The sequence below is a fragment of the Bauldia sp. genome, from assembly GCF_965232525.1.
Taxonomy (GTDB): Bacteria; Pseudomonadota; Alphaproteobacteria; order Rhizobiales; family Kaistiaceae; genus Bauldia.
This window is the reverse complement of sequence record NZ_OZ246980.1, coordinates 3,524,210-3,547,955: the sequence shown is the minus strand read 5'-3', so window position 1 is coordinate 3,547,955 and position 23,746 is coordinate 3,524,210. Positions and strand designations below refer to the sequence as shown.

Annotated in this window: 14 protein-coding genes; 11 read left to right on the top strand and 3 right to left on the bottom strand. The window is 62.2% G+C overall.

The features are described 5' to 3' along the window. The first annotated feature begins 210 nt into the window (after window positions 1-210). The 6 genes from rplJ to ACO076_RS16805 all read left to right on the top strand — a co-directional run bounded on the left by rplJ (window position 211) and on the right by ACO076_RS16805 (window position 12,693). The gene (rplJ, locus tag ACO076_RS16830) at window positions 211-729 is read left to right on the top strand and encodes a 50S ribosomal protein L10 (protein WP_421723981.1); all 519 of its coding nucleotides are present in this window, start codon (window positions 211-213) and stop codon (window positions 727-729) included. Window positions 730-777: 48 nt separating this feature from the next. Next, a complete protein-coding gene (rplL, locus tag ACO076_RS16825) occupies window positions 778-1,155 on the top strand; it encodes a 50S ribosomal protein L7/L12 (protein ID WP_421723980.1) in 378 nt (125 codons plus the stop codon). A gap of 168 nt (window positions 1,156-1,323) precedes the next feature. Continuing rightward, a complete protein-coding gene (rpoB, locus tag ACO076_RS16820; RefSeq protein ID WP_421723979.1) occupies window positions 1,324-5,463 on the top strand; it encodes a DNA-directed RNA polymerase subunit beta in 4,140 nt (1,379 codons plus the stop codon). Window positions 5,464-5,560: 97 nt separating this feature from the next. Next, window positions 5,561-9,781: a DNA-directed RNA polymerase subunit beta' gene (gene rpoC, locus ACO076_RS16815; RefSeq protein ID WP_421723978.1), complete on the top strand. Its 4,221-nt coding sequence runs from the start codon at window positions 5,561-5,563 to the stop codon at window positions 9,779-9,781. Window positions 9,782-10,057: 276 nt separating this feature from the next. Then, window positions 10,058-11,065, top strand: coding sequence for a helix-turn-helix transcriptional regulator (locus ACO076_RS16810; RefSeq protein ID WP_421723977.1), 1,008 nt, complete (start codon window positions 10,058-10,060; stop codon window positions 11,063-11,065). A gap of 107 nt (window positions 11,066-11,172) precedes the next feature. Then, the gene (locus ACO076_RS16805) at window positions 11,173-12,693 is read left to right on the top strand and encodes a calcium-binding protein (RefSeq protein ID WP_421723976.1); all 1,521 of its coding nucleotides are present in this window, start codon (window positions 11,173-11,175) and stop codon (window positions 12,691-12,693) included. Window positions 12,694-12,745: 52 nt separating this feature from the next. Here the strand turns inward: ACO076_RS16805 and ACO076_RS16800 are convergent, their stop codons facing one another. Then, window positions 12,746-15,895 carry an efflux RND transporter permease subunit gene (locus ACO076_RS16800; RefSeq protein ID WP_421723975.1) on the bottom strand — a complete coding sequence of 1,050 codons (3,150 nt, stop codon included), beginning with the start codon at window positions 15,893-15,895 and terminating at the stop codon, window positions 12,746-12,748. A gap of 5 nt (window positions 15,896-15,900) precedes the next feature. Then, window positions 15,901-17,001, bottom strand: a complete 1,101-nt coding sequence (locus ACO076_RS16795; RefSeq protein WP_421723974.1) for an efflux RND transporter periplasmic adaptor subunit — start codon at window positions 16,999-17,001, stop codon at window positions 15,901-15,903. A 220-nt stretch (window positions 17,002-17,221) separates the two neighbouring features. Here ACO076_RS16795 and ACO076_RS16790 point away from each other — a divergent pair, with 220 nt between their 5' ends. Then, complete coding sequence (locus tag ACO076_RS16790) at window positions 17,222-17,779, top strand: TetR/AcrR family transcriptional regulator (RefSeq protein WP_421723973.1); 558 nt, start codon at window positions 17,222-17,224, stop codon at window positions 17,777-17,779. Here the strand turns inward: ACO076_RS16790 and ACO076_RS16785 are convergent, their stop codons facing one another. Then, the gene (locus ACO076_RS16785) at window positions 17,780-18,949 is read right to left on the bottom strand and encodes an MFS transporter (protein WP_421723972.1); all 1,170 of its coding nucleotides are present in this window, start codon (window positions 18,947-18,949) and stop codon (window positions 17,780-17,782) included. A 467-nt stretch (window positions 18,950-19,416) separates the two neighbouring features. On the opposite strand from ACO076_RS16785, the gene rpsL reads away from it, so the two are divergent. From rpsL to tuf, 4 genes are read left to right on the top strand one after another with little or no spacing between them, the layout of a single operon-like run. Beyond that, a complete protein-coding gene (rpsL, locus tag ACO076_RS16780; protein WP_421723971.1) occupies window positions 19,417-19,788 on the top strand; it encodes a 30S ribosomal protein S12 in 372 nt (123 codons plus the stop codon). A 51-nt stretch (window positions 19,789-19,839) separates the two neighbouring features. Then, window positions 19,840-20,310 (top strand): 30S ribosomal protein S7, encoded by a 471-nt coding sequence (rpsG, locus tag ACO076_RS16775; RefSeq protein ID WP_421723970.1) that lies wholly within the window; start codon window positions 19,840-19,842, stop codon window positions 20,308-20,310. Between the two features lie 27 nt (window positions 20,311-20,337). Beyond that, window positions 20,338-22,413 (top strand): elongation factor G, encoded by a 2,076-nt coding sequence (gene fusA / locus ACO076_RS16770; RefSeq protein ID WP_421723969.1) that lies wholly within the window; start codon window positions 20,338-20,340, stop codon window positions 22,411-22,413. Between the two features lie 49 nt (window positions 22,414-22,462). Continuing rightward, complete coding sequence (tuf, locus tag ACO076_RS16765) at window positions 22,463-23,653, top strand: elongation factor Tu (RefSeq protein WP_421723968.1); 1,191 nt, start codon at window positions 22,463-22,465, stop codon at window positions 23,651-23,653. Window positions 23,654-23,746 lie beyond the last annotated feature (93 nt).

The window sequence follows — 23,746 nt, the reverse complement described above, 5'->3', positions numbered from 1 at the left end:
CCGAGACTGCAGGTGCCGGCCCGCCGGCTTAATCGACGTCAACCTGCAATAGACGGGAGGGAGCCGGGTTTCCCGGTTCGAACCTCTTCGCGGCCCAGTCCGGCATGGTGCCATGCCGGTTGGGGGACAGGTCGGAATGTCGCGGCGATCCGTCGGCGCGGCGCGTTCAACCGGCGGTCCTCCTATCGGCCGCCAAGTGGAGAGAGGCAAGTGGATAGAGCGGAAAAAAGCCAGCTGGTGGAAACACTTGGTTCGGTGTTCGAGGATACCGGCGTTCTGGTTATCGCCCACTACGCCGGTCTTTCGGTCGCGGAGATGACGTCCTTGCGGGCGCAGATGCGTGAGGCCGGGGCCAACGTAAGGGTTGCCAAGAACCGTCTCGCCAAGCTCGCCCTCAAAGGCACGGACGTGGAGCATGTATCGGACCTCTTCCAGGGGCCGACGGTGATCGCCTATTCGAGCGATCCGGTTGCTGCACCCAAGATTGCCGTCGAGTTCGCCAAGGGGAACGAGAAGCTCGTCATCCTTGGTGGCGCGATGGGAACGACAAGCCTGGATGCGGAGGGTGTCAAGACACTCGCCGCAATGCCGTCGCTTGACGAACTCAGGGCCAAGTTGGTGGGGCTGGTTGCTTCGCCGGCAACGAAGGTGGCCCAGGTTCTGGTGGCGCCGGCCGGGCAGGTCGCGCGGGTGGTCGGTGCCTACTCGGAAAAGGGTGAAGCGGCGTAAGCCGGTTCTGGTGCTTTCTCAGGTTCGAATCGTAAAGGAATCAAATGAATGGCTGATCTTTCGAAGATCGTAGATGAACTATCGCAACTGACGGTTCTGGAAGCTTCCGAGCTGTCGAAAATGCTGGAAGAGAAATGGGGCGTCTCGGCTGCGGCTCCGGTCGCGATGATGGGCGCCGCCGCAGCTCCGGGCGCCGAGGCCCCGGCCGAGGAGAAGACCGACTTCGACGTGGTGCTCGCCGAAATCGGCCCGAACAAGATCAACGTCATCAAGGAAGTCCGGGCGATCACCAGCCTCGGTCTGAAAGAGGCGAAAGATCTGGTCGAATCGGCTCCGAAGGCGATCAAGGAAGCTGTCGCCAAGGAAGAAGCCGAGGAGATCAAGACCAAGCTCGAAGGCGCGGGCGCCAAGGTCGAGTTGAAGTAGCCAAGGGCTGCTTCGTCGCTCCATTGCGGTCGTGGCTTTGGGCCGCGACCGTCACGAGAGGGGACGCCGGTCGATCCGGCGTTCCGCGAGATTTGAAGCAAGGACTGCTGTCCCGAAGGCCGGGTTCCGACCTTCCGGACAGCCGTTTACATCGCATGAGGAGTGGACATGACGCAGACGTTCACCGGTCGCCGGCGGGTGCGCAAGTTTTTTGGCTCCATTCGGGAAGTGGCGGAGATGCCGAACCTGATCGAGGTTCAAAAGGCGTCTTACGACCAGTTCCTGTTGGTGGAGGAGCCGGAAGGCGGCCGAGGCGACGATGGTCTGCAGGCGGTTTTCAAGTCGGTTTTCCCGATCTCCGACTTCTCCAATACAGCGCTCCTTGAGTTTGTGCGCTACGACTTCGAGCCGCCAAAATATGACGTTGATGAATGCCGCCAGCGCGGCATGACCTATTCGGCGCCGCTGAAGGTGACGCTCCGCCTGATCGTGTTCGATATCGACCAGGATTCCGGTGCCCGGTCGGTCAAGGACATTAAGGAGCAGGAAGTCTACATGGGCGAAATGCCGTTGATGACCAACAACGGCACGTTCATCGTCAACGGTACCGAGCGTGTGATCGTCTCACAAATGCATCGCTCGCCGGGCGTCTTCTTTGACCACGACAAAGGCAAGACTCACTCTTCCGGCAAGCTGTTGTTCGCCGCGCGGATCATTCCCTATCGCGGCTCCTGGCTCGACATCGAGTTCGACGCCAAGGACATTGTTCACGCCCGCATCGACCGGCGGCGCAAGATTCCGATCACGTCGCTGCTTCAGGCGCTCGGCCTCGACGGCGAGGAGATCCTGAGCACCTTCTACAACAACATCACCTATACGCGGGCCGACGACGGCTGGCGCTTCCCGTTCGATCCGAAGCGCATGCGCGGTTTCAAGGCGACCAATGACCTGATCGACGCCGACTCTGGTGATGTGGTGATCGAGGCCGGCCATAAGGTGACTGCGCGCGCCGCGCGCCTGCTCGACGAGAAGGGCGTCAAGGCGCTCAAGGTCGCCGACGAGGATCTCTACGGCCACTACCTTGCCGAGGAGATGGTCAACCCGGAGACCGGTGAAATCTATGCCGAGGCCGGCGACGAGATCACCGACAAGCTCCTCGCGACACTGGTCGAGGCGGGCTATGACGAGCTCAAGGTGCTCGACATCGACCACATCCACACCGGCGCCTACATCCGCAACACGCTCGCGGCCGACAAAAACGAGTCCCGCGAGGACGCGCTCTTCGACATCTACCGGGTGATGCGGCCCGGCGAGCCGCCGACGATCGAAACCGCGGAGGCGATGTTCACCTCGCTGTTCTTCGATCCGGAACGCTACGACCTGTCGGCGGTCGGTCGCGTCAAGATGAACATGCGCCTCGACCTCGACGCTGAGGACACGGTTCGCACGCTCCGCAAGGAAGACATCATCGCGGTTATCCGCACGCTGCTCGAACTGCGCGACGGCAAGGGCGAGATCGACGACATCGACAACCTCGGCAACCGCCGGGTGCGTTCTGTTGGCGAACTGATGGAGAATCAGTACCGCATCGGTCTCCTGCGCATGGAGCGGGCGATCAAGGAGCGCATGTCGTCGGTCGAGATCGGCAACGTCATGCCGCAGGATCTTATCAACGCCAAACCGGCGGCCGCGGCGGTGCGCGAATTCTTCGGCTCCTCGCAGCTCTCCCAGTTCATGGACCAGACCAATCCGCTGTCGGAGATCACCCACAAGCGGCGTCTGTCGGCGCTCGGTCCGGGTGGCCTGACCCGCGAGCGGGCCGGCTTCGAGGTGCGCGACGTCCATCCGACCCACTACGGCCGCATCTGCCCGATCGAGACGCCGGAAGGGCCGAACATCGGTCTGATCAATTCGCTGGCAACCTTTGCCCGCGTGAATAAGTACGGCTTCATCGAAAGCCCGTACCGGAAAGTGAAGGACGGTCGGGTGACCGAGGAGGTGGTCTATCTCTCGGCAATGGAGGAGTCGAAGTACACGGTCGCCCAGGCGAACGCGGTGCTCGACAACAAGGGCCGTTTCACTGAGGACTTGGTGGTTTGCCGTCACGCCGGCGACAACATCATGGTCGCGCCCGATCGGGTCGACTTCATGGATGTGTCGCCGAAGCAGCTGGTATCGGTTGCCGCCGCGCTGATCCCGTTCCTGGAAAACGACGACGCCAACCGCGCCCTGATGGGCTCGAATATGCAGCGCCAGGCGGTGCCGCTAGTCCGCTCCGAGGCGCCGCTGGTCGGCACCGGCATGGAGCCGATTGTCGCTCGCGATTCCGGTGCCGCGGTTCCAGCTCGTCGGGCTGGCGTTGTCGATCAGGTCGATGCGACCCGGATCGTTATCCGGGCGACCGAGGATCTCGACCCGTCGAAGTCCGGCGTCGACATCTATCGCCTGATGAAGTTCCAGCGGTCGAACCAGAACACCTGCATCAACCAGCGTCCGCTGGTGCGGGTCGGCGATCGTGTGGCTAAGGGCGATGTCATCGCCGACGGTCCGTCGACCGATCTCGGTGATCTGGCGCTCGGTAAGAACGTGCTCGTCGCGTTCATGCCGTGGAACGGCTACAATTTCGAGGATTCGATCCTGCTTTCTGAGCGGATCGTCCGTGATGATGTCTTCACTTCGATCCACATCGAAGAATTCGAGGTGATGGCCCGTGACACCAAACTGGGCCCCGAGGAAATCACTCGCGATATCCCGAACGTTTCGGAAGAGGCGCTGAAGAGCCTCGACGAGGCAGGCATCGTCTATATCGGCGCCGAGGTGCAGGCCAGCGACATCCTGGTCGGCAAGATCACGCCGAAGGGTGAAAGCCCGATGACGCCGGAGGAAAAGCTCCTGCGGGCGATTTTCGGCGAGAAGGCCTCGGACGTCCGCGACACCTCGTTGCGTGTACCGCCGGGTGTCACCGGCACCGTCGTCGAGGTGCGGGTTTTCAATCGCCACGGCGTCGAGAAGGACGAGCGGGCGATGGCGATTGAGCGCGAGGAGATCGAGCGCCTCGCCAAGGACCGCGACGACGAGCAGGCGATCCTTGATCGCAACGTCTATGGCCGGTTGAGCGACATGCTGGTCAACAAGATGGGTGTGTCGGGACCGAAAGGCTTCAAGAAGGGCGGCAAGATCACCAAGGACGCGCTCGCCGAATTCCCGCGCAGTCAGTGGTGGCAGTTCGCTGTCTCCAACGAGAAGCTGATGGCCGAGATCGAAGCGCTGCGGACCCAGTACGACGAAAGCCGAAAGGGCCTGGAGCAGCGTTTCATCGACAAGGTCGAGAAGCTGCAACGGGGTGACGAACTACCGCCTGGCGTTATGAAGATGGTCAAAGTCTTCGTCGCGGTGAAGCGGAAGATCCAGCCCGGTGACAAGATGGCCGGCCGCCATGGCAATAAGGGTGTCGTGTCGCGGATCGTGCCGATCGAGGACATGCCGTATCTCGACGACGGGACGCATGTCGACATCGTGCTCAACCCGCTCGGCGTGCCGAGCCGGATGAACGTCGGTCAGATCCTCGAAACCCATCTCGGCTGGGCGTGCGCCGGTATGGGGCTCAAGGTCGGCGAGATGGTCGAATCCTACAAGAAGGACGGCAATATCAAGCCTCTCCGCAAGGTGCTCAACGAAGTCTACGGCGACAACACGAAGAACGAGCCGGTGGCCGACTACGACGACGACGGCGTCGCCGAACTCGCCGGCCAGCTGACCCGCGGTGTGCCAATCGCCACGCCGGTGTTTGATGGCGCGCGCGAGCCGGATATCGTCGAGCTGTTAAAGGATGCCGGTCTCGATGCCTCGGGACAGTCGCAGCTCCATGACGGGCGCACCGGCGAGCCGTTCGATCGCCCGGTGACCGTCGGCTACATCTATATGCTGAAGCTGCACCACCTGGTCGATGACAAGATTCATGCCCGCTCGATCGGCCCGTACAGCTTGGTCACCCAGCAGCCGCTGGGCGGCAAGGCGCAATTCGGCGGTCAGCGCTTCGGCGAGATGGAGGTGTGGGCGCTTGAAGCCTATGGTGCCGCGTATACGCTGCAGGAGATGCTGACTGTGAAGTCGGACGATGTGGCCGGCCGGACCAAGGTCTACGAGGCGATCGTCCGTGGTGACGATACCTTCGAGGCCGGTATTCCGGAGAGCTTCAACGTGCTCGTCAAGGAGATGCGCTCCCTCGGCCTCGATGTCGAACTCGACAACTCCAAGGCCAACCAGCCGCAGGTCGCGGCGCCGCCGACCGCGGATGCCGCCGAGTGAGCGGACCGGCCTTGGAAATGAACACACTTCGCGAAGTTGAAATGGGCGCCGCGCTCGAACCCTCCCGTTCGGGCCGGCGCACAGCAGGAGGCAGTCGATGAATCAAGAGATCACCAACGTCTTCGGACCGGCGCAACCGCCCGCGCAGGTCTTCGACCAGATCCGTATTTCGATCGCCAGCCCGGAAAAGATCCTGTCGTGGTCGTTCGGCGAGATCAAGAAGCCGGAGACCATCAACTACCGGACGTTCAAGCCGGAGCGTGACGGCTTGTTCTGCGCCCGTATCTTCGGGCCAATCAAGGACTACGAGTGCCTGTGCGGCAAGTACAAGCGGATGAAGTACAAGGGTATCATCTGCGAGAAGTGCGGTGTGGAAGTCACGCTTGCCCGGGTGCGGCGCGAGCGGATGGGGCACATCGAGCTCGCCGCGCCGGTTGCGCACATCTGGTTCCTGAAGTCGCTGCCGTCGCGGATCGGCATGCTGCTCGACATGACGCTCAAGGACCTCGAGCGGATTCTCTACTTCGAGAATTATATCGTTATCGAGCCGGGCCTGACGCCGCTGAAGGAGCGCCAGCTCCTGAGCGAGGACGAGTACCTCAAGGCGCAGGACGAGTACGGCGAGGATTCGTTCACCGCCGATATCGGCGCCGATGCGATCCGCAAGATGCTGATCGACCTCGACCTCAAGACGCTGGCTGCAGACCTGCGCCAAGAGATCGCCGAGTCCACCTCGGAACTGAAGCCGAAGAAGCTGGCCAAGCGTCTCAAGCTGGTCGAGGCGTTCATCGAGTCCGGTAACAAGCCGGAGTGGATGATCCTCACCGTCGTGCCGGTGATCCCGCCGGATCTGCGGCCGCTGGTGCCGCTTGATGGTGGACGTTTCGCCACCTCCGACCTCAACGACCTCTATCGTCGCGTCATCAACCGGAACAACCGGTTGAAGCGGCTGATCGAGCTGCGGGCACCGGACATCATCATCCGTAACGAAAAGCGGATGCTGCAGGAAGCGGTCGACGCCCTGTTCGATAACGGCCGCCGCGGCCGGGTGATCACCGGTGCCAACAAGCGGCCGCTGAAATCCCTGTCGGATATGCTCAAGGGTAAGCAGGGCCGGTTCCGTCAGAACCTGCTCGGCAAGCGGGTCGACTATTCCGGCCGTTCGGTGATCGTTGTCGGTCCCGAGCTCAAGCTGCACCAGTGCGGGCTGCCGAAGAAGATGGCGCTGGAGCTGTTCAAGCCGTTCATCTATTCGCGGCTCGACGCCAAGGGTTACTCGTCGACCGTCAAGCAGGCGAAGAAGCTGGTCGAGAAGGAGAAGCCGGAGGTCTGGGACATCCTCGACGAGGTGATCCGCGAGCATCCGGTGTTGCTCAACCGGGCGCCGACGCTCCACCGTCTCGGCATCCAGGCGTTCGAGCCTGTGCTGATCGAGGGCAAGGCAATCCAGCTCCATCCGCTGGTCTGCGCGGCGTTCAATGCTGACTTCGACGGCGACCAGATGGCAGTCCACGTGCCGCTGTCGCTCGAGGCGCAGCTCGAGGCCCGCGTGCTGATGATGTCGACCAATAACATCCTGCACCCTGCGAATGGCGCGCCGATCATCGTCCCGTCCCAGGACATCGTTCTCGGCCTCTACTATCTATCGATCATGGCCGATGGCGAGCCAGGAGAAGGGGCGGCGTTCGGTAACCCCGGCGAGATTGAGCACGCACTGTCATCAGGCTCCGTGTCGCTCCACGCCAAGGTGCGTGGCCGCTATCGGGGGGTCGACGCCGAGGGCAACGAGACGTCGGAGATCTATGAGACGACGCCCGGTCGGCTGTTGCTCGGTGCATTGCTGCCGAAGAACCCGAACCTGTCGTTCGACCTGATCAACAAGCTGATGACCAAGAAGGAGATCTCCAACATGATCGATGCCGTCTACCGGCATTGCGGTCAGAAGGAGACGGTCATCTTCTGCGATCGGATCATGCAGCTCGGCTTCACCCAAGCGTTCAAGGCTGGCATCTCGTTCGGCAAGGACGACATGCTGATCCCGGACACCAAGCATAAGCTGGTCGACGACACCCAGAAGCTCGCTAAAGAATATGAGCAGCAATACAACGACGGACTGATCACTCAGGGCGAGAAGTACAACAAGGTCGTCGATGCGTGGGCCAAGTGCACCGATCGCGTCGCCGACGAGATGATGAAGCGCATCCAGGCGGTCGAGAAAGACGACGATGGCCGCCAGCGGCCGATGAACTCCATCTACATGATGTCGCACTCCGGTGCGCGTGGCTCGCCCCAGCAGATGAAACAGCTGGCCGGCATGCGCGGGCTGATGGCCAAGCCGTCGGGCGAGATCATCGAGAGCCCGATCATCTCGAACTTCAAGGAAGGTCTGTCGGTGCTCGAGTACTTCAACTCGACCCACGGCGCCCGTAAGGGCCTGGCGGACACCGCGTTGAAGACGGCGAACTCCGGCTACCTGACGCGTCGCCTCGTTGACGTGGCTCAGGATTGCATCGTCACCGAGCCGGACTGCGGTACGGACGCGGGTCTCAAGATGCAGGCGGTGATCGATTCCGGTCAGATCGTCGCGACGCTCGGCCAGCGCGTCCTCGGTCGGACTGCGGCAGAAGATGTTATCGCGCCGGCGACCGGCGAGGTGATCATCCCGGCCGGTCATCTGATCGAGGAGCGCGACGTCGAGGCGATCGAGAATGCCAAGGTTCAGGCTTTCCGGATTCGCTCGGTGCTCACCTGCGAGACCAAGAACGGCGTGTGCGGCAAGTGTTACGGCCGCGACCTGGCGCGCGGTACGCCGGTGAACATGGGCGAGGCGGTCGGCGTCATCGCGGCGCAGTCGATCGGCGAGCCGGGCACTCAGCTCACGATGCGGACGTTCCACATCGGTGGCACGGCGCAGGTGGTCGATCAGTCGACGATGGAGTCGAACTTCGAAGGCACGGTGCAGATCCGCAACCGCAACCTCGTGCGCGACTCCGACGGGCGCCTGATTGCCATGGGCCGCAACATGCAGATCGTCATCGTCGACAGCGACGGGACCGAACGTTCGACCAACCGGGTCACCTACGGGTCGCGGCTCCACGTCGACGAAGGCGATACGGTCAAGCGCGGCCAGCGTCTGGCCGAATGGGACCCCTATACCCGGCCGGTTTTGACGGAAGTCGAAGGCGTCATCGCATTCGAGGACTTGGTTGACCGCATCTCGGTCTCCGAGACGGCGGACGAATCGACCGGTATCACCAAGCGGGTGGTGACCGATTGGCGGGCGAACCCGCGCGGCGGCGACCTCAAGCCGGCGATCGTGGTCAAGGGCAAGGACGGCGAGCCGATGAAGACGGCGCGCGGTACAGAAGCCCGCTACCTGCTGCCGGTGGACGCCATCCTGTCGGTCGAGCCGGGCACCGAAGTCCATGCCGGCGACGTGCTCGCGCGTATTCCGATGGAGAGCGCCAAGACCCGCGACATCACCGGCGGTCTGCCGCGGGTGGCGGAGCTGTTCGAGGCGCGGCGTCCCAAGGACCATGCGATCATCGCCGAGATCGACGGCACCATCAAATTCGGCCGTGACTACAAGAACAAGCGGCGGATCGTGCTGGAGCCGACCGAGGAAGGTGTCGCCGAGGGTATCGAGCCGGTCGAGTACCTGATCGCCAAGGGCAAGCCGTTCCATCTCCAGGAAGGCGACGCGGTTGAGAAGGGCGACTACATCGTCGAAGGCAACCCGGCGCCGCACGACATCCTGGCGATCAAGGGGATCGAGGCGTTGGCCGCGTATCTGGTCAACGAGATCCAGGACGTCTACCGGCTCCAGGGCGTGACGATCAACGACAAGCACATCGAGGTGATCGTTCGCCAGATGCTGCAGAAGATCGAGATCGTCGAGTCTGGCGATACCGACATGTTCCCAGGCGAGCAGATCGACCAGCTCGACTTCGAGATCGCCAACGACAAGGCGGTCGAAGAAGGCAAGCAGCCGGCGGTCGGCGTGCCGGTGCTACTCGGCATCACCAAGGCGAGCCTGCAGACCCGGTCGTTCTTCTCGGCCGCCTCGTTCCAGGAGACGACCCGGGTTCTCACCGAGGCCGCGGTCAACGGCAAGGTCGATCCGCTGGAAGGCCTCAAGGAGAACATCATTGTCGGCCGCCTGATCCCGGCCGGCACCGGCGGAACCATCAACCGGGTCCGTCAGGTCGCCACCCACCGCGACGAGCTGATCGTCGAGGAGCGCCGTCGAGCCGCGGAGATCGCTGCAGCCGAGGGCGGAACCGAGGACCTTGGCGAACTGACTGGCGCCGCCGAGTAGCGCGCAAGCATCTGAACAACAAAATGAAGGCCGCCCCTCGGGGCGGCCTTTTTCGTGGCAATCGTGCGCTTATCGCGAGCGTTTGTTGGCTTCAACACGCTTGGCAGTTGTGCCGAGTTTATGGTAGCTCCCGCGCCACACCTCCTGATGAGGGGGAGTGGCGTGACCGAGCGGATCATCCAGCGGATTTACGAAGCTGGCGCAGCGCCCGAACTATGGCCCGCGGTGCTAGACGATCTCGCTCGGCTTGGCGGCGGTTTCGGCGGCGTAATCTTGATGCCGACCACCGATCGCTGGATCGCCTCATCGGATTTCGAGGAAACCATCGCGGACTACTTCGCTGAAGGTTTGGCGGACAACAACGCACGGACGGCCAGGCTCCTCGCAGATCGCCGCCGCGGTTTTCTCGTGGATACAGACGTGTTCGGCGTTGAGGAAATGGCCGCCGCGCCCGTCTATCGGGATTTCTTCCTACCGCGCGGGCTGGGAGTCGGATGCGCCACGGTCGCGGATTCTCCGCTAGGCGATAGGCTGATCGTCCACTTCGAGAAGCGGATGGTCGAAGGCCCATTCGCGCCGAAGTTCGTTGAAGCCATGAACATCATTCGTCCGCATTTGGCGCGCGCCGCGCTGATTTCTTCTCGCTTCGCGCTAAGCCGGGTGAAAACGGCTTTGGCTGCCACCGAAGCTCTTGGTTTCGCGGCGGCATTGCTTGGACGCGAGGGACGCGTCGTTGCGGGCAATCGCCTGCTGGATGCATTCGTCCCGCACGTGATTGAAGACCGTCGGGAGCGTGTGGCGGCCTCCCGCAAGGATGTGGACAATGCCCTCGCGGCAGCCGTTTGTGACCTCGGAGCGCCTGGCTACGTGCCGCCAAGCCGCTCGATCCCGATGCCGGCGGAAGAAGGTCGTCCGCCGATGATCATTCACCTACTGCCGATCCACGGCGACGTCCTGGATGTCTTCTCGGCCGTTCGGGCGCTCCTCATTATCGTGCCGGTGATCGCCAACGAACCACCAGCGGTCGAAGTCATCCAAGAGACATTCGAGTTAACCCCAGCGGAAGCGCGGGTCGCGCGCCGGATCGGTTCAGGTGAGACGATTGCTTCGGCCGCACGGGCATTGGGCATAGCCGATGATACGGCGCGCAAGCAGCTGAAGTCCGTCTTCGCGAAGTCCGGAGTGCATCGGCAATCCGAGCTTGTCGCCCTTCTTGCAAGTCTTGTTCTGGCCCCGCCCCGGATGCCAACCACAGATACTTCGTATCCGCATCAGAAGAAGTAGTAGTAGGTGGAGCATACCCCAAATGGGGGTTGTGCCTTGCTGGCCGCAAACAGACTCTGACCCGGCATCCAACGCGCTACGCGCAATCTGCTGCTGGGGAGAGAACCATGGCAAAGGTAAAGCTATTCAACGCGATCGACGACCATGCCTATTGGGCGGATTTCTTCGAGGACGCGCTTCCGCCGTCGACCAAAGCTGCCAAGAAGTTCGAGTTCGACAACACAAACGGCGACACGATTACGATCGAGGGCAAAAACTTCAAATACAACGGTGATACGCCGATCGCAGGAAAGGTCGGGGCCATCACAATTTCGAACGGCGGCACAACGCTGATCGAAATCACAGGCCTGAACGTCTATCTCGACGATCTCGCGGCGTACATTTTCGGCTTTGATCGCGAGGACAGCAGCCCGCAAGACCCCGATCCGTTCAACGCCATGTCTTTGTTGTTCATGGGTGATGACAAGTTCATTGGTTCCAAGCACGGCGACGACATGATCGCAGGGCGCTCGCTCGGCGACGACGTTATCAAGGGCAAAGGCGGAGATGACTTCATCAAGGGTGACGCCGGTGATGACAAGATAGACGGAGGAAGCGGATGGGACCGGCTGACCTACATGGAGTCGTTCTATGATCCGAGCGCTCTGAGCGGCATCACACTTGATGTGAAGAAGGGAACCGTCAAGGATTCATGGGGCGGCAAGGACAAGATCAAGAACTTTGAGTCCTTTGAAGGTTCAAAGTTCAAGGACAAGATGAAGGGTTCCGGCGCGGACGAGGAATTCGGAGGCCTTCGTGGTAACGACACGATCGACGGGAAGGGCGGGTTCGACAGCGTCTACTACGACAGCGACGGCCGCTACGGAGGTACCGGCGGCATCGATGCCAATTTGAAGACAGGCAAGATCGTCGATGGCTGGGGCAACAAAGACACCGTCAAGAACATAGAAGCCGTCATTGGCACCAGCAAGGACGACACATTCTTAGGTAACAGCGACTCGAATTATTTCGCGGGTCTGGATGGAGTTGATGAATTCAATGGCAAGGGCGGATTTGATACGCTGAGCTTTCATGATTTCCAGGGAGTCGGTATCGGTGATGTTGTACTCGATCTCGAAATCTCCGGAGCAGAGATTCAAGATGACGGTTTTGGCAACGTCGAATCCGTAAAGAACATAGAGGAATTCGTTGGCGACTACGGAAATGACGAAATGCTGGGAGACTCGGAAGGGAATGACTTTCACGGAAACGACGGCGACGACACCCTAAACGGCCGCGGTGGGAATGACCTGCTTTTTGGCGGCGATGGATCCGATCAGTTCAACTTTGATCTTGCGGGCGATGCCGACGCCGATGTCATCGACGATTTCGAAGTCGGTACGGATTTGATCGGTCTGAGTATCTCCGCCTTCGGTTTGACTGGCAGCGTCGGTGATCCGCTTGCCGCCTCCGAGTTCGTAATCGGCAACAACGCGGTGACGACAGACCAGCGCATTATCTACAACGACAACAATGGCAAACTCTTTCACGATGCAGATGGCTCGGCGGGCGGCTCGGGCAAAGAGCTCATCGCGGAGCTCAACGGGACGCCAACCCTGACCGTGGCCGACTTCGAGTTGATCGCCTGAGTCTGACCAAGGGTGACGAACGGAAAAGGCCGCCCCTGGGGGCGGCCTTTTTCTATTCGGCGGCGAGTCTGAGCGTTGGCTCACTGGCTGGCGGCGGGGTATCGCTCGCCATGGCGGTCGGCTCCTGCCGCTTCTTTCGATAGATCAGTGCGAACATTGGCGGGGTGAAGTAGAACGACACCACGGTCGAGAGCAGGACGCCGCCAGCCACGGACATCGCGAACGGTGGCCAGAAGCCGCCACCGGCCAAGATCAGCGGCAGGAAGCCGCCAAAGGTGGTGAGCGTCGTGGAGATGATGTGGCGGCTCGACCCCATCACCACGTCCACCATGCTATCGGTGTCTCCGGCCGCCGCCTCGGGATTGGCTTGGAGCCCGGTGAGGATGATGATCGCCGCATTGATCGACACACCGATCGATCCGATGACGCCGATCACGGCGTTGATGCCGAACGGATACTGGAAGACGGCCAGCGACAGGATGCTCAAGCCGGCCGACAAGCCGGCTACAACGAACGTGACCATCGACAGACGGAACGAGTTGAAGGTCAGTACCACGACCGCGATCGACAGCGCCACGATCAGGCCGACCGAGGCAAGCAGATTGTTGAGCGTGCTCGAACGCGCGTCAGAGTCGCCGCCGAATTCGAGCCGGTACCCAGATGGTATCTCAAAACCTTGCGCATCGAGTTCGGCGCGGGCGGCCTCCAATGCTTCCTCGGGCAAGATGCCTTGGAGCAAGAATGCCTGGACGGTGTTCGCCCGTTCGGCGTTGCGCCGGGTGATGACGCTTTCGCTGGGTTCGACGCGGATGTCGGAAATCGCCGACAGGGGCACGCCCGGGAATGCGCCGGATGCCGAAGTCGCGGATGCACCCGGTGGCAGGATGGTGAGATTGGCGATCGCCGCCAAGTCACCGCGTACGGTATCGCCAACCCGGACCCGTACTGGAAGCTGCTCGGTTCCCTCGAGCAGTGATCCGCCGGTGACGCCTTCGAGGCTCGCCTCGAGCTGACGGGCAACGCCGCCGAGATCGAGGCCGAGCAATCGGGCCTTGGCTTCATCGACATCGACGTTGATCTTCGGCGCGCCGCCGTTGGCCGAGGTCCGGACAATCGTCACCGTATCCAGCTCGGCGAGGATACCCCGGGCGCGATCGCCAAGATCACGAAGCACCGCGGTGTCAGGACCGACGAAGCGTAACTCGACTGGCGCGTTGACCGGCGGTCCCTGGACCAGGCCGCGGACCAGAATCCGCGCTTGAGGATAGAGGCTGTCGAGCCGGCGTTGCACCTCTGGCACCAGGCGTTCGGTGGCGGCCGGCGACGCCGTGGTGACAAGCGCCTGCGCGAAGGCCGGCGCCTGATCGCGGTTGCCGACGATGTTGTAGTAGAACGCCGGCGCTGAGCGGCCGGTCACCCATGACACCTGCCGGATATCATCGATGCCGCGAAGGATCTGGTCGACACCAATGGCGACCTCTTCCGTTTCCGCCAGCGCCGTGCCATCGGCGAGTTCGACCTCGATGTAGAACTGGTCACGATCGACGCCCGGAAAGAACTGCGCGGTCAGGGTCGGGAAGCTGGCGAATCCGATGAGCGGCAGAATCAGCGCCAGCATCACGGACTTAATCGGGTTGCGAACCGCCCAGCGCAAGGATGCTTCGAATACGCGCCCCAGGGCGCCGGCGCGGATGCCGGTTGACAGGGGAGAGCGCCCTTGGCGGGCAGGCAAGATCCAACCGGCGATCGCTGGCGTGATGGTGACGGCGACAAGGAACGACCACATCAGCATCAGCACGACCGCGATGGCGATCGCGCCGACGAAGTCTCCGGCCGGGCCGGGGAGCAGGATCATCGGCATGAATGACAACGCCGTCGTTGCGGTCGAGGCGAGGAGGGGAGCGAACAGTCGCCTCACCGAACCCTGCACAGCGACGATTCGCGATTCGCCGGCGCGGATGCGTTTGCCGACCTCGTCGGTCATGACGATCGCCGCGTCGACCAGCAGGCCCAGCGCGACGATCAGTCCGGTCACCGACATCTGGTGAATCGGCAGCCCGATCGCGTTCATTGTCGCCAGGGTGGCGAGGCTGACCAGCGGGAGCACCAAGGCAACGATCGCGGCGGCGCGAGCGCCTAATGTGATGAACAGGACCGCGACCACCAGCGCGACGCCGATTGCCATGTTGATCCCAACCTCGGTCAGACGATCGGCGGTATAGAGGCTTTGGTCGAAAACGAGGTCGGCCGAAAGCGACGCCGGAAGCACTGACTGATAGTCGGCGAGGGTGTCGCGGAGGTTTGCCATCCAGACGTCGACCTGCAGGCCGTCGTTGATCTTGGCGGCAACCAGGATCGCGGCGCGGCCATCGCTGCGTGCGGTCTCCGCCTGAGGCAACCGGGCGCCGCGAGTCACCTCGGCAATATCGCCGAGAAGGGTGATCTTGCCGTTATCGGCTCCGCGGATGACGACACGGCGCAGGCGATCCAGGGCCGTGATCTCGCCCTCGACGTTGATGACGAAGTCGCTGTCGGCCCCACGAAGGCGCCCCGCCTGGACTTTGCTGTCCGCGGCCCGGATGGCGGCTGAGACCTGATCCGGCGTGAGGCCGAGCGCGGCAGCTGCCGCGGGGTCGATCGTCACCAGAACCTCTTCATCCGGCGCACCGAACGTCTCGACGAGTTTGGTGCCTGGGATGTTGCGCAGTTCGTCAGCGAGCCCATCCGCGTAGCGGCCGGCGATGGTCATCGGGACTCGGTCATGCACTGCGGTAAGGGCGACGATCGCCGCGAATGCGCCGGCGCCGTCGCTATCGAACTCCGGTTCTTGCACGCCGTCCGGGAACGTCCGGGCCGCGTCGTCGATGGCATCGCGAACTTCCGACCAGACCTGTTCGATACGGTCCTCGCCGAGCGTTTCGATGAGTTCGATGCTGACGATGGAGATGCCCGTGCTCGACGCCGACTCGATCACGTCGACTTCCGGTATTTCGCGCAGGGCGTCTTCGATCTCGGCGGTCACGAGGGCTTCAACGCGTTCCGGGTCGGCGCCGGGAAACGACGTAGTAATCGACGCGAAGAGATTGGTGATCGTCGGGTCTTCCTGGCGACCGATCGACAGCAGAGACGACAGGCCGGCGGAGATAATCACCAGGAGCGCAAGGGCAACGATCCGTGGGTGCCGAAAGGTCAGCGTTTCCATGGGGCTCAGCCTTGAGTATCGAGGCGGATGCGCTGGCCGGGAGTCACCCGATGCTGGCCAGCGGAGACGATCCGGACGCCGTCCTCGAATGTTCCACGGACGAAGGCGCGGTCCTGATCAGCGTAAATGATCTCCACAGCTTCGAAGGAGACGAGCGCCTCGTCAGCCGCATCCGCAGGTTCCAGCGTCAGCACCGTCCACACACCACGCGCGCCTTCACGGAGCGCCGTCATGGGTACCCATGCGCCTTCCTCGGCAACGTCCTGCGCCAGATCGAGCGAACCGGTCTGCCCGTAGAGCGGAGCCGACTGATCTGCCTGGGCTTCGATCTGGAGCAGAGCTGTCCGCGTACGTGTGGTGGCATCGAGGTCCGGCCGCAGGCGTAACAGTTCCGCTTCATAGACCTTGCCGGCGACGGAGACCGTGAACCGATCGCCGGGGCGCAACGTGTCGGCGATCGACGGGGCGATGCCGACCCGCATATGCGGCCTAGCGTTCTGGAGGAGCGAGACGATCGGCGCGCCGTTCGCGACCCAAGCACCTTCGTCGGCGGACCGGGCACCGACCCGGCCGCCGAATGGGGCACGGAGCACCGACTTATCGAGTTGAATGTCGATGCCGGCGATTGACATGTCGGTTTCCGCCAGCCGTGCCTCGAGCTCGGCAAGGCCAAGGCGGGCTTCGTCGAAAGCCTGAGTCGTCGAGAACCCGCGATCCTCGAGTCGCTCCCTGCGCTCAGTTGTTAGCCGCGCAAGTTCCGCCTGGGCTTCGAGTGCCTTACGGGCCGCGAGCAGCGTTGCTTTCTGGTTCTCAAGGGTTCGGGTGTCGAGACTTGCGAGGATCTGCCCCTCGGCGACGTGTTCGCCCTCATCGACGTTCACCGTGTCGACGATGCCGGCCAACTCGAAGGCGACTTCGGTCTGTTGCAGTGGTTCGACCTGGCCGACGAAGGAGCGGGTGACCTCGTAGCCATCGGTGATCCGGACGGTCATCGGATCAATCGCAACCAGCGGTGCGGCTTCGACCGGCGGTAGGCTGGTGGCCCGGCTCTCAATCAGGCCCGCGCCGGTGACCACGAGGCCGATCGCCAATACGCCGGTCGCCACCGTCGATGCTATGGTGATGGTTCGCCGCGCAACACGGCGCCAAATGCTAGGTTTGTTTTCAGCGCTGGTCACGAGTCGCGATCCCCTTGCACTACATGTTAGACGCGCTTACATATGTTAGAGTCTTTAACAAAGGCAAGGGGAGGCGCTCACTTTTTTGGGAGTAGGGGCTATCAAGACCAAACGAACCGTTCGCAAGACCGGATATCACCATGGTGATTTGCGCGCGCAGCTTCTCAACGCCACGCGATTGCTGGTCGAGGAAAAGGGACCGGACCGGTTTTCGATTTCCGAAGCCTGCAGGGCGGCTGGGGTGAGCACGGCGGCGCCATACCGCCATTTCGAGGACAAGCGCGAGATGCTGGTCGCAGTCGCGATGGAAGGCATGGCGCGCCTCCGCGATGCGATGCGCAGCAGCCTGAAGGGGTATAAGCGCGGCTCAATTGACGGAATTTCGGCGATGGGCGTCGCTTACGTTCATTTCGCCCAACGCGAGCCGGGCGTATTTCGCCTGATGTTCGGTCTCACCCGCGATCACGGCAAGCACGAAGCGATGATGGCGCTCGGGCACGAGACGTTCGGAGTCTTGCTCAGCGAGTTGGCAGCCTACATGGGCAAGGGCGATGTCGACGACGAGGTCACCCGGCGCGGGTTTGCGCTATGGACGACCGTGCATGGCATGTCGTTCCTGTTGATCGACGACAAGGTCGATGTCATCCAGTTTCCGGTCGAGATGGACGCGCTTATCCACGAAATGACGGTACGCTTGCTGGCTTGATCACGCGGGCGGTGGTCGCTTCCGCGTGAAGCCGAGCACCGCCATGACCAGCCCCATGATCAGCACGACGAACAGCGACGTTGATAAGCCATACCCATCGGCGATGAAGCCGAGGATTGGTGGGGCGGACAGAAAGCCCAGATAGCCGGTGGTGGCGATGGCTGCGACGCCGACACCCGGCGGTATTCCTGGCGTGCGGGCGCCCCAGCTGAACAGTACCGGGACGATGTTGGCGGCACCGACGCCGACCAATCCGAAGCCGACAGAGGCGAGAAGCGGCCAGGGTGCGGCGATCGTAATCGCCAGCCCCACGGAACAGATCACGCCGCCGCCGGCAAGCACGGCGCGGCGACCAAGCCGCTCGACGATCGGATCGCCAAACAGCCTGAACCCCGCCATCGCGAGCGAGAACAGGACCAAACCCGTGGTTGCTCGGGCTGGGGTCGCATCAAGGACATCGGTGAGATAAAGGGCGCTCCAGTCAGTGACCGCGCCTTCGATGGCGTAAGCAAAGAAGCAAATCGCGCCGAGGCCGAACAAAACACGGTTCGGCAGCGCGAAATGCGGACCTTCGCCTGGCTTCGGATCGCTGGGGTAGAAACGGCCCGCCGCCCCGACCCCGAGAGTCACCGCAAAGACGCAGACGAAAGCGGCACCGAATCCGCCGCTCCAGCCGATGAAGATCAGGAAACCAGCGGCCGCCGCGCCAATCATTGTGCCAATCGAATAGAAGGCATGGAACGATGACATGGTCGGGCGTCCGCGGGCTGTCTCGATTTCCGAGGCCTGAACGTTTGCAACAACATCGAACGCGCCGAGCGAAAATCCGAAGAAGAACGCGGCAACGAACAGCAGTGGAACTGTTCCAGCCAAAAGAGGTGTCGGCACGATGATCAAGTAGGCAATCATCGCGATCGCCGTTGGACGTCTGGAGCCGATATGGCCGACGACCCAGCCGGACAACGGCATGGACACCATGGCGCCGATCGCCATGGTCAACAGAGCGAAGCCGATCACGCTCAGGTCAATCGACAGTTTGTCCTGAATAATCGGGATGTGGCCTGCCCACAGCCCGACGCCGAACCCCATCAGCAGAAACGCGGCCGAAATTGCCGCGCGCGCTCGAAAGAGCGCGGGCGCTGCGAGAGGGCGCTGCGTCGTGGTGTCCATCTGGCCGAGTTCGAGGTTACGGAAGCGCGAGGTTGAAAACTGTAGGTGAGACGACCAGATTCGGCAATGCGCAGCTTATGTGACCTGACACGGTGCTGAGCTGACCCGAAAAAAGCGCAGCGGCCGTGCTCAAGCCGTTCAATTCGTTACATTTCGTCCATGTCGCGAAATTGTAAAGATTCTTGCCTCGGCAGGGTTGACGTTGGACCCGCGAAAGCATAGGTTCCGCGCGCTTTCGAGCAGGTCGTAGGCCTTTTGTTCCCATCGGCGTCGCGCCGGGGAACCAGAGGGCCTAAACGCTGTGCGAAAACGAACTGAACGACGTTCGACAGGATAACACGAGCGCGGCCACTCCGCGGTCCTCTGTTTTCGGAGCGCCTCCCGCCAAGGCGGGCACGGCGCTAGATGTGCAGTGGGACTGAGACGATCAAAGCCGGTCACCGGCGCAACGAACACCAAGGGCGACAATGCCGACGATTAACCAGCTCATTCGCAAACCGCGCCGCGCGCCGGTCAAGCGTAACAAAGTGCCGGCGATGCAGGAGAGCCCGCAGAAGCGGGGCGTCTGCACGCGCGTCTACACGACGACGCCGAAAAAGCCGAACTCCGCGCTGCGCAAGGTCGCCAAGGTCCGACTCACCAATCAGTTCGAGGTGATCGGCTATATCCCTGGCGAGGGGCATAACCTTCAAGAGCACTCGGTGGTGATGATCCGTGGTGGCCGCGTGAAGGACCTTCCGGGTGTACGCTATCACATCATCCGCGGCGTCCTCGACACCCAGGGTGTCAAAGACCGCCGGCAGAGACGTTCCAAATACGGTGCCAAACGACCCAAATAGTTCCGGGTCGTTTTTTGTTGCGAGAGCCAGAGAAGAGAACAGGCAAGCGCCATGTCCCGTCGTCACCGCGCTGAAAAGCGCGAGATCATTCCGGACCCCAAATACCACAACGAAGTGGTGACCAAGTTCATGAACTCGGTCATGCAGCAGGGGAAGAAATCGGTTGCTGAGCGGATCGTCTATGGCGCGTTCGAGACGATCGAGGAGAAGACGAAGCAGGACCCGCTCGGCGTTTTCCGGCAGGCGCTGGACAATGTCATGCCAGCCATCGAGGTTCGCTCCCGTCGCGTCGGCGGCGCGACGTATCAGGTCCCGGTCGAGGTTCGCACCGACCGTCGCCAGGCGCTCGCCATTCGCTGGCTGCTGGCTGCCGCACGGTCCCGGAACGAAAAGACGATGACCGAGAAGCTGTCGGGCGAGTTGCTCGACGCCGCCAACAATCGCGGCACCGCCGTGAAGAAACGTGAAGACACCCACCGGATGGCCGAGGCCAACCGGGCCTTTTCGCACTACCGCTGGTAAGACCGCTCCGCTAGAGGCCGCAAGATCATGTCGCGCACGACGAAAATCGAGGACTACCGCAACTTCGGCATCATGGCGCACATCGATGCCGGCAAGACGACGACGACCGAGCGGATCCTCTACTACACCGGAAAGAGCCATAAAATCGGCGAAGTCCACGACGGCGCCGCGACCATGGACTGGATGGAGCAGGAGCAGGAGCGCGGCATCACGATCACCTCGGCGGCGACGACCGCCGAGTGGCAGGGCAAGCGCCTGAACATCATCGACACCCCTGGCCACGTCGACTTCACGATCGAAGTCGAGCGTTCGCTGCGGGTGCTCGACGGTGCTGTATGCGTGCTCGACTCCAACCAGGGTGTCGAGCCGCAGACCGAAACGGTTTGGCGCCAGGGGGACAAGTATCGCGTACCCCGCATCGTCTTCGCCAACAAAATGGACAAAACCGGCGCCGACTTCTTCAAGTGTCTCGACGACATCACGAAGCGCCTCGGCGCGCGGCCGGTTGCAATTCAATTGCCGATCGGAGCCGAAGCCGACTTCAAGGGCGTGATCGATCTCGTCCGCATGGTCGGCGTTGTCTGGAACGACGAGGCGCTGGGCGCGAACTACGAAGACATCGAAATTCCGGCCGACCTGAGAGAACAGGCGCAGGAGTATCGCAATGCGCTGGTTGAGGCGGCGGTCGAGCTTGACGACGATGCCATGGCGGCCTTCTTCGAAGGCCAGGAGCCGGACGAGGCCACGCTGAAGCGCCTTATCCGTAAGGCCGTTGTCACCGGCGCGTTCTTCCCCGTTCTGGCCGGTTCGGCGTTTAAGAACAAGGGTGTACAGACGCTTCTTGATGCAGTGGTCGACTACCTGCCGTCGCCGCTCGACGTGCCGGCGATCAAGGGCGTCGATCCTGACAACGGCGAGGAGATGGTGCGCGAGTCTTCGGACGGCGCGCCGTTGTCGATCTTGGCGTTCAAGATCATGGACGATCCTTTCGTCGGCTCGCTGACCTTTTGTCGGATTTACTCTGGCAAGGTCGCCGCCGGGCAACAGATTCTCAATTCGCCGCGCGAGCGCAAGGAACGCGTCGGGCGGATGTTGCTTATGCATGCGAACAGCCGCGAGGACATCAAGGAAGCCTATGCGGGCGATATCATCGCGCTTGCCGGTCTCAAGGAGACCCGCACGGGTGATACGTTATGCGATCCGCAGCACCCGGTGATCCTGGAGAAGATGGAGTTTCCGGATCCGGTTATCGAGATCGCGGTGGAACCAAAGACCAAGGGTGACCAGGAGAAGCTCGGTGTCGCGCTGTCGCGACTTGCCGCCGAGGATCCCTCGTTCCGCGTGTCGACCGATCCTGAGAGCGGTCAGACCATCCTCAAGGGGATGGGCGAGTTGCATCTCGACGTGAAGGTGGACATCCTCAAGCGGACCCACAAGGTCGACGTAAGCGTTGGCGCGCCGCAGGTCGCCTATCGCGAGACGATCACGAAACCGGCGACGATCGACTACACCCACAAGAAGCAGAGCGGTGGCTCAGGCCAGTTCGCGCGGGTGAAGCTTGATGTAGAGCCCGCTGGTCAGGGGGGCGGCTATACCTTCGATTCCAAGATCGTGGGTGGTGCGGTGCCGAAGGAGTTCATTCCGGGCGTCGAGAAAGGTCTCCAGTCGGTCCTGACCTCCGGCGTTGTCGCCGGGTTCCCGGTCGTCGATGTGAATGTCCAGCTTGTCGATGGTGCGTCGCACGATGTCGACTCGTCGGCATTGGCCTTCGAGATCGCCTCCCGGGCCGGTTTCCGCGAGGCCTTGCAAAAGGCCGGTTCGGTGCTGCTCGAGCCGATCATGAAGATCGAAGTGGTGACGCCGGAAGAGTATCTCGGCTCGGTCATCGGCGACATCAATTCGCGTCGTGGCCAGATTGCCGGGACTGACACCCGCGGCAACGCCCAGGTGGTGAACGCCATGGTGCCGCTGGCCAATATGTTCGGTTACGTCAACACGCTGCGCTCGATGAGCCAGGGTCGAGCCCAGTACACCATGCAGTTCGATCACTACGAGCAAGTCCCCCAGGCAGTGGCCCAGGAGGTCCAGGCGAAGTTCGCCTGAACCGACTGCAGCCAGCATAGAAAGACCTAAGGAAAGACGGAGAGCCCCGATGGCCAAAGAGAAATTCGAGCGGAATAAGCCGCACTGCAACATTGGGACGATCGGCCATGTCGATCATGGCAAGACGACGCTGACGGCGGCGATCACCAAGGTGTTGGCCGAAGCCGGTCAGGCGGAGTTCAAGGATTACGAATCGATCGACGCGGCGCCCGAAGAGAAGGCGCGCGGCATCACGATCAACACCGCTCACGTCGAATACGAGACGGCTAACCGGCACTACGCTCACGTCGATTGCCCCGGTCACGCCGACTACGTCAAGAACATGATCACCGGCGCTGCCCAGATGGATGGGGCGATCCTCGTCGTCAGCTCGGCCGACGGCCCGATGCCTCAGACTCGTGAGCACATCTTGCTTGCCCGTCAGGTCGGCGTGCCGGCGCTGGTCGTATTCCTCAACAAGGTCGATCAGGTCGACGACGAGGAGCTTCTCGACCTCGTCGAGCTCGAAGTGCGCGAGTTGCTGTCGAGCTACGACTTCCCCGGCGACGACATTCCGATCGTCCGTGGTTCGGCGCTCGCGGCGCTGGAAGACACCAACGAGGAGATCGGCAAGAAGGCCGTCCTCAAGTTGATGGAAGAAGTCGACAGCTACATTCCGCAGCCGGAGCGTCCAGTCGACCAGCCGTTCCTGATGCCGATCGAGGACGTCTTCTCGATCTCCGGTCGGGGCACCGTGGTGACCGGCCGTGTCGAGCGTGGCGTCGTCAATGTCGGCGACGAGGTGGAGATCGTCGGTATCCGCGACACGTCGAAGACGGTCGTCACTGGCGTGGAGATGTTCCGCAAGCTGCTCGACCAGGGCGAGGCCGGCGACAACATCGGTGCGCTGCTGCGCGGTATCGACCGAGACGGCGTCGAGCGCGGTCAGGTGCTGTGCAAGCCGGGCTCCGTGACGCCGCACACCAAGTTCAAGGCAGAGGCTTACATCCTCACCAAGGAGGAGGGCGGTCGTCACACACCATTCTTCACCAACTACCGGCCGCAGTTCTACTTCCGGACCACGGACGTGACTGGTGTGGTGACATTGCCGGAAGGCACCGAGATGGTGATGCCCGGTGACAACGTTGCCATCGACGTCGATCTCATCGTGCCGATCGCGATGGAAGAGCGCCTTCGCTTCGCTATCCGCGAAGGCGGTCGCACCGTTGGTTCCGGCGTGGTGACCAAGATCGTCGAGTAACCGAGCCGATTGGCAAGAGACAGAGAGATAGGAGAGAGGGACAGGTCAAAGGTCACGGACAGCAATCGCCGCACCGGCGCCTGTCCCGTCGTC

Excerpts from the sequence above, each read along its gene's own strand:
- rplL (WP_421723980.1), top strand. The coding sequence starts at position 778 with ATGGCTGATCTTTCGAAGATCGTAGATGAACTATCGCAACTGACGGTT.
- rpoB (WP_421723979.1), top strand. The coding sequence starts at position 1,324 with ATGACGCAGACGTTCACCGGTCGCCGGCGGGTGCGCAAGTTTTTTGGC.
- rpoC (WP_421723978.1), top strand. The coding sequence starts at position 5,561 with ATGAATCAAGAGATCACCAACGTCTTCGGACCGGCGCAACCGCCCGCG.
- ACO076_RS16810 (WP_421723977.1), top strand. The coding sequence starts at position 10,058 with ATGCCGACCACCGATCGCTGGATCGCCTCATCGGATTTCGAGGAAACC.
- ACO076_RS16805 (WP_421723976.1), top strand. The coding sequence starts at position 11,173 with ATGGCAAAGGTAAAGCTATTCAACGCGATCGACGACCATGCCTATTGG.
- ACO076_RS16800 (WP_421723975.1), bottom strand. The coding sequence starts at position 15,895 with ATGGAAACGCTGACCTTTCGGCACCCACGGATCGTTGCCCTTGCGCTC.
- ACO076_RS16785 (WP_421723972.1), bottom strand. The coding sequence starts at position 18,949 with ATGGACACCACGACGCAGCGCCCTCTCGCAGCGCCCGCGCTCTTTCGA.
- rpsL (WP_421723971.1), top strand. The coding sequence starts at position 19,417 with ATGCCGACGATTAACCAGCTCATTCGCAAACCGCGCCGCGCGCCGGTC.
- rpsG (WP_421723970.1), top strand. The coding sequence starts at position 19,840 with ATGTCCCGTCGTCACCGCGCTGAAAAGCGCGAGATCATTCCGGACCCC.
- fusA (WP_421723969.1), top strand. The coding sequence starts at position 20,338 with ATGTCGCGCACGACGAAAATCGAGGACTACCGCAACTTCGGCATCATG.
- tuf (WP_421723968.1), top strand. The coding sequence starts at position 22,463 with ATGGCCAAAGAGAAATTCGAGCGGAATAAGCCGCACTGCAACATTGGG.